We start from the raw sequence: 9,446 nt of genomic DNA on the forward strand, positions 1-9,446 counted from the left end.
CGGCACCCGGTTGCAGTTTGCCGATCATGCATCCATGGCAAAAGCTTTTGGGTTGTACGCCGAGCGTGTAGAACGTGCCGAAGACCTTGAAGGTGCCATTGAGCGAGCCATGAAAAACAGACCGGCCCTGCTGGATGTACTGGTCACGCCAGAAGCAGTATCATCAGACGCAAAATCAGGCTTGGCCTGGGTTCCAGACTATCAGGCACTGGCCGCTTGGGACAAAGCGGAACGCGATTGGCGTTGCACACCGAATTCAAAGAAAGTGTGATTTAATTCCTTATATATTCTGTAGATTGGGGCTCGTATTTCATGAAAGCAATCGAAACAACGCCAAAGCTTGTGGAACAGGTCTACAAGGTCCTGCTGGGAGAAATTTCCGGGGGCACCTTGCGTCCTGGCTCCCGAATCATTCAAGAACAACTGGCCAAGGAACTTGGCGTGTCCCGACAACCCATTCAGCAGGCGCTTGCGCTTTTGCGAAACCAGGGTGTGTTGGTGGATGCACCTGGCCGTGGCCTGCTGGTTGCGCCACTGGATCCAGACTACGTTCGCAACATGTACGACATGCGTGCAGTGATCGAGGGGCTGGCCTGTCGGCGTGCCGCAGAACTGAACGGCAAAAATGCCAAGATCAAGGGCCACTCGCTGATCAAGGCAGGCTTGAAAGCGGTCAGCAACCATTCATTCCGGGAAATGATTGCTGCGGACATGGCCTTTCACCACTTTATTTATCACCTGGCCGAGAACCCGTTGATTCCACCCGCCATGGAATCGCACTGGCTCAACACCCAACGCGTGATGGGTGAAGTGCTGAAAAGCGATGAGCAACCGCGCAACGTGTGGACCCAACACGAGGCCATACTTGAAACTATTGTGGAAGGCGATGGTGCAGCCGCTGAACGCTTGGGCCGCGAGCACATTACGCAGGCCGCCGACTTCATGATTGCGCGCTTGATGGAAAACCTGGCCAACAACCCGGCACAAGAAGCAGCAGCTACAGGCAAAGTGAAATTGATGCGTGCCTGAAGTTACATGGAGGAAGTGAGGGCATCGGGAAGGTGCCCCACGCCGTTAAATGCGAGCAAACTGCTTCGCCCTTTGGAGTAAAGAATATCGGTCAGCGATGCGTTGCGGACCACCCGCAACAGGGAATGCCATTTGTTGTTGGGCAAACCCATGACTTCGCACACAAGCGCCGCGATTACCCCCGCTGAAGTGACCGCAAGCACACACTGCCCGGAACCAGCAGCGGCAGTGGTTTGCCCGAACCACTGGCGAACCTCCGTACGGAACTCATCAATCGACAAGCACCCTGGAATTTCCAGTTCGTCAAGCGACCAGGCACGACAGGTGGCATCGTAGTCGCGCAGTACATCTGCGCTGCTTCGGTTGATCGATTCCCACATGGGTCTGCCGAAATACCTCTCGGCCGCGGCAAAAATTTCCTCGCCCTCTGCGAACTCATCCAATGAGTTTATTTCAGTGGCCGAGCACTCGATCCTTGAACCCTCGAGCACCAATTTGGCAGAATGAATTTGCCGTTGTCGGGGTCCGTGCACCAAGGCGGTTGGCTTGATGCCATGCTGACGCATCCACATGCCGGTGGCGCGCGCCTGTGCCTCGCCTTGACGGGTCAGCGCATCGTATTTTGCAGCGCCAAATGAAGCCTGCCCGTGGCGCATCAACACCAGGGTGCTCATGTGTTGTCAACCTTCAACACCTTGGGGTTGCTGGCCTGCAAACGGTGGCGCCCGATGGTGCGCAAATGGGCCAACACCGCCGTGCGTTCTTCCCGCCCCGGGTCGGCTTCACCAGCGCGAATGCGGGCACCCAAAACGCGATTGGCCTGCAACAGGTCAAACACCGGTTCCCCCAACAGCAGGGAAAGGGATTGCTGTTCTGTTTCAGTGGGCGCACTGCCCGACTCCAGTTCACGCTGCGCGATCGACATGGCATTCATCACCATCAATACATCGCGTTTTGCATCGCCGCCCAGCAAGGCCAACACTTTGGTTTTCAGTACATCGCGTGCACATTGCAAAAGGGCGACACCCGTGGGTTGTTCACGCATCAGTTGTGCTCCGTCATGTTCAGTATTTCCCATTCAAGCTCGGGCACAATGTGCCCGGTCAGGGCCAGCAACAGCGAATCTTCTTCGCCAGAACAATGGCGTTCAGCCTGCTGAATCGCGATGATGGCCCACTTCATGTGGGCCATCACTTCCCAGTAATGAATCTGGTTGCGGTCAACGGTGCGCCGCGATTCGGCTTCATAACCAGCGTAGAAATCTTCCCGCAAGCCTATGCCACCGGCTTGCATGTCGTTTTGGTCAAAGCGCCAGCATTTTGCACAGAACCAGCCAAGATCTTCCAGCGGGTCGCCCCAGCCTGCAAACTCCCAATCCAGAATGCCGGTCAAACCCTGCTCGCCCACCATGTAGTTGCCCGTGCGAAAATCGCCATGGGTCAAGGTGAGCAAACCCTTGGGGGGTGCATGCCGTTCAAGCCAGCGAAGCCCCCATTCCAGCGCCGGGTAAGGCGTGTGGTGGCGGTCCAGAAACAAACGGTATTGTTTTACGCTGTGTGCCGCTGGCGACTCACCGTGCAGTGGCATGAAATTCAATGCCGCATTCGGCGGGCGCACGGAATGAATTCTCGCCAGTTCCTGCCCCAGGCGGCGTGCCAATTCAGCCCGGTTTTTAACGCCTTGGTCTTTCACCAGCACATGGCCAGCTGCTGTTCCGCAAATGCGGCGCATCAGGAAAAAGGGGCGGCCAAACACAGTCAGGTCTTCGCACAGCCACAGGGGCTGCGGCACGGTAACACCGGCTTCAAACACGGTGTTGAGCAAGGCAAATTCTTGGGCGCGACCATGGCTGATTGCAACCCCGGCCGTGGGGGAATCACAACGCAACACCGCTTCCAAAGTACCGTGGTGCGGGCCGCCTTCAATCAACAGGTCGAGCAACCAGTTTTCCTGAACAGCGCCACCCGACAACAACTTCACCTGGGAAATGTGCACATGCACGGCCCCGGCTGCCTGTGCCACAAACCGTTCAATGGCTTTCTGTTGAATTTTGTCCATGACCCCAGCCCTACAACCCGCTGACCAGGTGGCCACGGTCCACTGCAACGCAAGCGCCCGTCATGCCGGCCCCGGCATCGGAAGCGAGCAACAGCAGCGGCCCATCCAGGTCTTCAAGCGAACAAAACTGGCGGGATGGAATTCGCATGCGCAATTTCTCGCCCAGTTCACTTTTCAGAAAATCACGATTCAGGTTGGTGGCCACATAGCCCGGCAACAGCGCATTCACACGGATGCCGTAACGCGACAATTCAAGCGCCATGGCTTTGGTGGCCTGCACCACACCCGCCTTGGAAATGGCATAAGGCCCCACTGCGCCCCCCACCCTTTCACCCAGAATGGATGCCACGTTCACGATGGCACCCGGCTTTCCTGCGGCCACCAGCGCACGTGCCAGTTCGGTGGCCATCAGCCAGCAACCTTTCAGATTGGTGTCCATGATCTGGTCCCAGTCTTCCTCTGTTTGCTCCAGCATGGGTTTGGCAATCGACTGCCCGGCGTTGTTCACCAACACATCCGGCACACCCACCTGTTCGATGGTGCGGGCAATGGTCTGCTTCACCGATGCAGCACTGCTGACATCCAGCGCAACGGCCGTGGCGCGTCGCCCTGCGGCGTGAATTTCTGCAATCACCTCGTTCAGGTTGTCGGCTTTGCGCGCGGTCAGCACCACGTGTGCCCCCGCATTGGCCAGCATCACGGCGAAGTGCCTGCCCAGGCCACTGGATGCGCCGGTGACCATGACCACCTTGTTGTTCAGGCTGAATAAATTGTTCATGCAGATCTTTCCCGGCCAGCCACAATTTTTTTGCCCATGCTGAAGCGGTGCACTTCGCTGGGGCCATCGTAAATTCTGAAGGCACGCATGTCGGTGAATATTCGGCTCACAATGGTTTCACCTGTCACACCTTGGCCGCCCAGAATTTGCACGCTGCGATCCACCACGCGCCATTCGGCTTCGGAACATGCCACCTTCGCGCGGCTTGATTCGAAATTACAACGCTCGCCGCGATCCAGCATCCAGGCGGTGTGCCAAATGTGCAACCTTGCTGTGTGCAAATCAATTTCATTGTCGGCCAGCATGAAGCTGATGCCTTCATGCGCGCCCAACTGCACACCAAACGCCTGCCTTTTGCGTGCGTAATCCAGTGCAATTTCATGCGTTCTGCGGGCTTGTCCAAGCCAGCGCATGCAGTGGGTTAAACGCGCGGGCGCAAGGCGCACCTGTGCGTAACGGAAACCCTTGCCAATTTCGCCCAGCACGTCTGCTGCGGGCACGCGCAAATTGTTGAAGCGCAACACGCCGTGGCCGCCGGTGAAACAGGCGTCCATCGCGTCCATTGTGCGCACGTATTCAACACCGGGTGCATTCATGTCGCTTAAAAACATGGTGGCGGTGCCATCTTCCATCTTGGCCATGATGATGGCAAACGATGCGCCTTCCGCGCCAGTGATAAACCACTTGTCGCCATTGATCACGTAATGATCGCCGTCTTTCACCGCTGTGGTTTGCAGCATGGAAGGGTCTGCGCCTGCGCCGGGTGCGGGCTCGGTCATTGCAAAGCAGGAACGTATTTTTCCCTGCACCAGCGGCTTGAGCCAACGCTCTTTTTGCGCAGGCGTTGCCACCACTTCCATCAAGTGAATATTGCCCTCATCGGGTGCATGAATATTCATCGCTGTGGGGCCAAGGGTGGAATAACCCGCTTCTTCAAACACCACCGCTTTTTCAATGTGGCTCAAGCCCAAACCGCCCAGTTCACGCGGTGCATGCGGGGTCAGCAAGCCGGCTTTTCGTGCACGGGCCACCAACTCGTTGCGCAGGTCCTCGGAAGGACCGTGGGCAGTTTGTCGCGGATCCGTTTCCAGCGGGATGACCTGCTCGGCGATGAATCGGCGAACCTCCTCCTGAAGCGCCTGCAGTTCCGGGGAAATGGAAAAATCCATGCGTACTCCTTGGTAAAAAAAGAAAGACACCTCACCTTGATTCAAACCAAATTGGAGGTTGTGTGCAGCGGTTAACCAAGATGAAAACCGGTGTCTTTCCAACAGGGGTGAATCAATTAAAATACGTAAACAAATCTCAGGTTCAGACTATCAGATTGTGCAACGGATTCGCCATCAATGCCCTTCTGGTAGTGCAATGCGATGGACGCATGGTCATACATGTGAAACATCATGCCTGCAGCCAAGGCCGTTTCATTGCCGTCTGGTGCGCCAGCCACGCCATCTGTGGTCTGGTAATCAATACCCACATAGGGCTCGACCAAATCCGACACACGGTAGCCAAATCGGTTGTTCAAGTGATAGTAATCACCGGGTGCAGTACCACGTGCAGATGAACCATTGAAGTGATAGCCCAAATTGCCGGTGTAGTTGAGTTTGCCGTATTGTGCATCCCAGAAAATGGAACCCAGCAAATCCCAGCGATCGCCACCGCCCACGGACTGGTCACCTACCGGCACGGAAACAAACATGTCGGCACCCAATACCCACTCACTGGAAGGCTTGGTCCAAATGGCAAAACCGGTGATGGGGTCACCAAAACCGCCCGTTGAAAAACTGGTGTTCTTGTCGCGAATACCGATTTCAGGAACAATCACTTCCCACGCCAAACCAATGTTCTTGTTCGATTCAGGCGTCCACAGGCGAACATACTTGGAAAGACCCACCAGCAATTCCGAACCGGGGCCTTGGGTCTTGTCGCCATTGGCGTCGTAGAGCGTGTCGTTCTTCTGCAGAAAAGCATACTGCGCAAAAATGTTGAATGGTTTGAAGTCGGTGGGCAGCGCATATTCATGGGGTGCAATAAAGCCGCGATCAATGGCCTGTGCACCAGTGGCAGTTGCGCCCAACACCACCAGTGCAGCACTGTGGATCAGGGTTTTGACGGATCGTTTCAGAAAAGATTGCTGTCTCATGTTTATTCCTTTTATCGATTGTGAGTCTGGGCTCGTTGGGGGTATTCAACTGCTTGGGGTTAATGGGTTTGCATGTACACCACATGGGTTTCCATGAATTCATACAAACCGTGTTTGCCGTCGGCACCGCCAATGCCTGATTTCCTGCGGCCCGCGTGGAAGCCTTGCATGGCCTCAAAATGCTCACGGTTCACATAGGTTTCACCGAAACGAAGTTCAGTGGTGGCTTTCATGGCAGCGTTCAGGTCGCGTGTGAAAATCGACGAGGTCAAGCCAAACTCGGAGTTGTTGGCATGGGCAATGGCTTCGTCCAGATCGTCCACAATCTGGATCGGCAGCACGGGGCCAAAAATCTCCTGGGTCATGATGTCCATGTCGGGCTTGCAACCCGCGACCACGGTGGGCTCGTAGTGGAAACCTTCGCGGTCGGCAATCCTGCCGCCAGTAATTACTTCAGCACCCTGCTCGCGCGCCTTGCCCACCAGGCTGGCCACTTTGTCCAGGCCTCCCCGGTTGATCAGCGGGCCCATTTGCAAGCCGCTTTCAGTCATGGGGTTGCCATAACGGGTCGAGGCCATCAGTTTGCTGACCCGATCCACCAGTGCATCGGCAATGCCGCGCTGAACATACACACGCTCGGCTGCATTGCACACTTGCCCGGTGTTCAAAATTCTGGATCCGTGCAAAGCGTTTGCAGTCAATTCCAGGTCCGCATCATTGAGCACAATGGCAGGTGCCTTGCCACCCAATTCCAGGTTCACTCGGGTCAGGTTTTTCGCAGCCGCTTCCATGATCCGGATGCCGGTTTGCACGCTGCCGGTGAAGGTGATCAAACCCACATCGGTGTGGCTGGACAAAATACCACCGGCTTCGCGACCACCGCTTACCAGGTTGAACACGCCCGCGGGCAAACCGGATTGCGCAACAAGCTCGGCAAATTCGAAGGCATTGATCGGTGTTTCCTCGCTGGACTTGATCACAATGGTGTTGCCCGTCACCAGCGCTGGTGCCATCTTTCTGGCAATCAGAAAGAATGGAAAATTCCAAGGCAAAATACCGGCTGTTACACCAATGGGCCTGCGGTGCAGAAAAATTGTTTCGCCAGGTCGATCGCTTTGAATGATCTCGCCTTCAATGCGACGTGCCCACTCGGCCATGTAGTCCATGTAGTTGGCGGTGAAATCCACTTCCACGCGGGCCAGGTCAAGAATTTTTCCCTGCTCTTGCGTAATCACTTTGGCGATTCGTTCCTTGTTCTCGCGAATCTTCGCAGCAATGGCGCGAATGTGATTGGCGCGCTCAATGGCGGGAAGCTTTTCCCAGGCGGGCTGGGCTTTTTTTGCTGCCTGCACAGCCCGGTCAACATCTTCGCGGCTGGAATCGGGCACCACTGCAAGCACAGCATTGTCAGCTGGATTGCGAACCTCAACTGTTGCCCCCGAGGACGAATCAACAAACTGGTTGTTGATGAAGTTTTTATATGTTTTGCTGCTCATGGCCTGAACCTCCAGGTAAAGGGACCCCCTGCAGCATGAATTTCACTGCATGAATCCAGAATCAAACGAAGAAGCGAAGTCGCCTCCGACCGGTGTGTGCCCTGCTCTGTACAGCGGCACACACCCGTGGGCGGTTACATCATTTTTGAAGCTTGTAGACCATCACCGTGCCACCCTGTGGCACCATCGTGGTTTTGCCTGTCAGGCGGTCCACACCACCTTGCATGCGTTGTGAATCCACACCCCAGCCCGACTGCACTGCGATGTATTGTTCACCATCGATTTCAAAAGAAGTTGGCACGCCTGTTACGCCAGACGGTGTTGCCGCCTCCCACACAAGCTTGCCCGTCTTGGCATTGAACGCGCGGAACATGCGGTCATTGGTACCACCGCCGAACACCAGGTTGCCTGCAGTAGTCATCAGCGGACCCCAGTTGAAAGTGGGGAACTTGTGGGTCCACACCTTCTTGCCAGTGTTCAGGTCCCAGGCCTGGATTTCACCCATGGTTTTGGGCTTGTCTTTCTCACCGTCTCTCCAGCGCAGGCTGGTCAGCACACCTTCAATGGAGTAACCGATGTAAAGGTCACCTTTTTTGTACTTGACGGGCTCTGCAGCAGGTAATTCGGCGCACAGATTCTCGTTGGCAGGAATGTACAGCAAACCAGTCTTTGGGTTGTACGCTTCTGGTGGCCAGTCCTTTCCACCCCACAGTGAAGGACAAAAGCCAACTGCCTTGCCCATGCCGGGTTTGCGCGATTCATCGTAAGTGGGTCGACCGGTTTTTGGATCGATCGACTTGAACACATTGTTGTAAACGAATGGGTATGCCTCGATGAAGTTGATCTTGCTGTTGGTGCGTTCCAGTACCCACAGATAACCGTTGCGTCCTGCATGCACGGCTGTTTTTCTCATCTTCCCATCGACCTTGGTGTCAATCAGCAAAGGGGCCGACACTTCATCCCAGTCCCACGCATCGTTGGGCGTGTACTGGTGGTAGCCCTTCAACTTGCCGGTGTCCACGTCCAGTGCAATTGTGGAGCTGGTGTACAGGTTGTCACCCTGGCGGCCCTCGGTTGGCCAAGGCGCGGGGTTGCCAGTGCCCCAGTAGGCCAGGTTGGTGTCTGCATCGTAAGTACCGGTAATCCAGATACTGCCGCCACCATTCTTGTACGTTTCACCGGGCCAGGTGTCGCCGCCGGGTTCGCCCGGTGCAGCAGTGGTGTAGGTTCTCCACGCTTCCTCACCTGTTTCCGCATCATAGGCAGCCACAAAACCACGCACACCAGTTTCGCCGCCCGAAGAACCCACCATGATTTTCCCTTTGGCCGCCAAAGGTGCCAGGGTCATGTACTGCAAGGCCTTCCAGTCGCCCACGGGCTTTTCCCACACCACTTTGCCGGTTTTGGCGTCCAGCGCAATCAGGAAACAATCGACCGTGGCCACATATACCTTGTCGCCGTACAAGGCCACACCACGGTTGGTGGGGTGAAGTTGCAGCATTTCACCTGGCAGCGATTTTCTGTAGCGCCACAGCTCTTCCCCGGTTTTTGCATTCAATGCAATCAGCTGACCGCCAGGCGTGGTTACAAACATGTAGCCGTTGTTGACAATCGGTGGGGCTTGGTGGCCTTCTGTTTGTCCGGTCGTGAAAGCCCAGGCAAGTTTTAGCTTGCTGATATTCTTGTCGGTGATCTTGTCCAGCGGACTGTAGCCCCAACCCTGGTAATTGCCACGGTATTGCAACCAGTTTTTTGGTTCAGGATTTTTCAATCGCTCATCAGTGACGGGTGTGTAGTCACCCAACGCTGAATACGCAGAAGCAAACGGGCTCATCGCCACAGCACCTGCAAACACCAACTTCGCAAAAGCCTTCATTGTCGTCTCCTCCAAAAATGGAAAGTGTGCGAACTTTTCGTTCGCTTGGTTTTAATGTCGTATACA

At 55.6% G+C, this 9,446-nt stretch carries 10 protein-coding genes; 2 read left to right on the forward strand and 8 right to left on the reverse strand.

Annotated elements, in window-relative coordinates; all coding sequences use genetic code 11:
- A partial coding sequence (locus V7028_RS15025) for a thiamine pyrophosphate-dependent enzyme (protein WP_334120895.1) occupies window positions 1-271 on the forward strand: 271 nt, incomplete at its 5' end.
- Between the two features lie 41 nt (window positions 272-312).
- Window positions 313-1,029, forward strand: coding sequence for a GntR family transcriptional regulator (locus V7028_RS15030; protein WP_334120896.1), 717 nt, complete (start codon window positions 313-315; stop codon window positions 1,027-1,029).
- A gap of 2 nt (window positions 1,030-1,031) precedes the next feature.
- Here V7028_RS15030 and V7028_RS15035 read toward each other — a convergent pair whose 3' ends face one another.
- The 8 genes from V7028_RS15035 to V7028_RS15070 all read right to left on the reverse strand — a co-directional run bounded on the left by V7028_RS15035 (window position 1,032) and on the right by V7028_RS15070 (window position 9,380).
- A complete protein-coding gene (locus V7028_RS15035; RefSeq protein WP_334120897.1) occupies window positions 1,032-1,703 on the reverse strand; it encodes a histidine phosphatase family protein in 672 nt (223 codons plus the stop codon).
- Window positions 1,700-2,074 carry a DUF6285 domain-containing protein gene (locus V7028_RS15040; protein ID WP_334120898.1) on the reverse strand — a complete coding sequence of 125 codons (375 nt, stop codon included), beginning with the start codon at window positions 2,072-2,074 and terminating at the stop codon, window positions 1,700-1,702. Before V7028_RS15040 ends, V7028_RS15035 begins: the two co-directional genes overlap by 4 nt.
- Entirely contained in the window at window positions 2,074-3,087 is a 1,014-nt protein-coding gene (locus V7028_RS15045) for a phosphotransferase family protein (RefSeq protein WP_334120899.1), read from the reverse strand. Before V7028_RS15045 ends, V7028_RS15040 begins: the two co-directional genes overlap by 1 nt.
- Before the next feature lie 10 nt (window positions 3,088-3,097).
- Window positions 3,098-3,865 carry an SDR family NAD(P)-dependent oxidoreductase gene (locus V7028_RS15050; RefSeq protein ID WP_334120900.1) on the reverse strand — a complete coding sequence of 256 codons (768 nt, stop codon included), beginning with the start codon at window positions 3,863-3,865 and terminating at the stop codon, window positions 3,098-3,100.
- Window positions 3,862-5,034, reverse strand: coding sequence for an acyl-CoA dehydrogenase family protein (locus V7028_RS15055; RefSeq protein ID WP_334120901.1), 1,173 nt, complete (start codon window positions 5,032-5,034; stop codon window positions 3,862-3,864). Before V7028_RS15055 ends, V7028_RS15050 begins: the two co-directional genes overlap by 4 nt.
- A 116-nt stretch (window positions 5,035-5,150) precedes the next feature.
- Window positions 5,151-6,008, reverse strand: a complete 858-nt coding sequence (locus V7028_RS15060; RefSeq protein ID WP_334120902.1) for a transporter — start codon at window positions 6,006-6,008, stop codon at window positions 5,151-5,153.
- Window positions 6,009-6,067: 59 nt separating this feature from the next.
- Complete coding sequence (gene aldA / locus V7028_RS15065) at window positions 6,068-7,504, reverse strand: aldehyde dehydrogenase (protein ID WP_334120903.1); 1,437 nt, start codon at window positions 7,502-7,504, stop codon at window positions 6,068-6,070.
- Between the two features lie 139 nt (window positions 7,505-7,643).
- Window positions 7,644-9,380, reverse strand: a complete 1,737-nt coding sequence (locus V7028_RS15070; protein WP_334120904.1) for a methanol/ethanol family PQQ-dependent dehydrogenase — start codon at window positions 9,378-9,380, stop codon at window positions 7,644-7,646.
- Between the last annotated feature and the right edge of the window lie 66 nt (window positions 9,381-9,446).

It is taken from the genome of Limnobacter sp. (genome assembly GCF_036846585.1).
Classification (GTDB): domain Bacteria; phylum Pseudomonadota; class Gammaproteobacteria; order Burkholderiales; family Burkholderiaceae_B; genus Limnobacter.